The following is a 1,725-nucleotide window of genomic DNA, read 5'->3' on the forward strand; positions in this document are numbered from 1 at the left end:
GCCCCCCCCCCGCGGGGGCCCCCCGGCGCGGGTCCCCGCGCGCGGGGGGGGCCCCCGCCCCGCGCGCCCCCTCCCCTCCCCCCCCCCCCCCCCCCCCCCCCCCCGCCATCGCGGCCCCCGACATCGTCCACGAACCGGGTCTTTCAACCCCCGGCACGCAGTGGGCGGTCAGTGCCTGCCTGCCGGCGCCGGCGGCCTTCTTCGCCCTGGGAGGACGGCTCGCCGACCTGGACGGGCCGCGACCAGTGGCCGTACGCGGTCCTGACCGGCGCGGACGTCGTCAACCGCGCGATCGGCGCCTCGTACGGCGAGGTCGCCGGCATCGCCCGGACCGTGCGCGACTACGCGGCCGGCGTGGGACCGGCCGCCCTGGGCACGATGCTCACGCACGCCACCACGGACAACGTGGTGAACACCCCGGAGCCCCGCGGAGTGCCGTCCGGCGAGGCCCGGGACGTCGCACGCCAGCTCATCGAGGCCGTCTTTAGGAGGCGGCGACACCCGGGTGCCGGAAGGCGGTGGTGAGGCCAGCGCCGCCGTGCGGGACGCGATGTGGGCCGTACGGATGGGCTTCGCGCGGGCCGATCAGCGGGTGTTCTACGGCATGGGCGTCGCCTTCCTCGTCGCCCTGCGCCACCCGGGCGGACGCACGGGCGCGGCCCTTGCCCCGCGGGACGAGCGGCGCCCCGGGGCCCCGACACCCTGACCCCACCCGGCCGCCGTGTCACACGGCGGCCGCCGCGTCACACGGCCGGCGGGAAGTCCTCCCTATGAGGTTGTCGTGCACCTTACAAAGGCGGGTCCGGTGTTGGTTCCATCGGATTAGGAAAGTTTCCTAACCATCGTCCGTGCGAACGGAGCCCCCCCCACATGAGAACGGCATCTTTCCGGCTGCGCCCGACCGCGGCCGCCGCCGCCCTCGGCGCCCTCCTCCTCCTCCTCCTCCTCCTCCTCGCCACCGCCCCCGCCACCCCCACCGGGCAGGCCACCACCCCCCGTACGGAGACAGTGAACTCCCAGGCCACCACGGCCGCGGCCGACTCTCCGGTCGCCGCCAACGGACAGCTCGAGGTCTGCGGCACCAAGCTCTGCAACGAGCACGGGAACCCGGTCCAGCTGCGCGGCATGAGCACGCACGGAACCCAGTGGTACGCCCAGTGCCTGACCGACGGCTCGCTCGACGCCCTCGCCCACGACTGGCGGGCCGACGTCCTGCGCGTCTCCACCTATGTGCAGGAGGGCGGCTACGAGACCGACCCCGCCCGCTTCACCGACCTGGCCGACTCCCTGATCCGGGAGGCGAGCGAGCGCGGCCTGTACGTGATCGTCGACTGGCACATGCTCAGTCCCGGTGACCCGAACCTCAACCTCGAGAACGCGCGGCGGTTCTTCACCGAGATCGCCCACCGCAACCAGGGCCGGAACAACATCCTCTACGAGATCGCCAACGAGCCCAGCGGTGTGAGCTGGCCGGCGATCAAGGGTTATGCGGAGCAGATCATCCCGGTCATCCGGAACATCGACGCGGACGCCCCCGTCCTGGTCGGCACCCGCGCCTGGTCCTCGTTCGGCGTCTCCGAGGGCGCCGACGAGGCCGAGGTGGTGAACGATCCGGTCCACGCCTCGAACATCATCTCTTCCTCCTGTGTGGATACCCCGTGCTTTAGCTCGGGGAGGAAACACAGCTCCTGCGGAGCAGGGCAACGAGCTGGGATTCGCCGCCAG

At 72.8% G+C, this 1,725-nt stretch carries 3 protein-coding genes; all 3 read left to right on the forward strand.

Going from position 1 to position 1,725, the window contains the following annotated elements; genetic code table 11:
* Positions 1-171 precede the first annotated feature (171 nt).
* Positions 172-525: a hypothetical protein gene (locus ACFYQA_RS26665; RefSeq protein WP_388922698.1), complete on the forward strand. Its 354-nt coding sequence runs from the start codon at positions 172-174 to the stop codon at positions 523-525.
* Positions 506-706, forward strand: a complete 201-nt coding sequence (locus ACFYQA_RS26670) for a hypothetical protein (protein WP_388922701.1) — start codon at positions 506-508, stop codon at positions 704-706. The genes ACFYQA_RS26665 and ACFYQA_RS26670 overlap by 20 nt, the downstream gene beginning before the upstream one ends.
* A gap of 164 nt (positions 707-870) precedes the next feature.
* On the forward strand, positions 871-1,725 hold an 855-nt coding region (locus ACFYQA_RS26675), incomplete at its 3' end, for a glycoside hydrolase family 5 protein (protein WP_388922704.1).

Origin of the sequence: Streptomyces sp. NPDC005774, from assembly GCF_042871645.1 — a bacterium.
GTDB lineage: Bacteria > Actinomycetota > Actinomycetes > Streptomycetales > Streptomycetaceae > Streptomyces > Streptomyces pratens.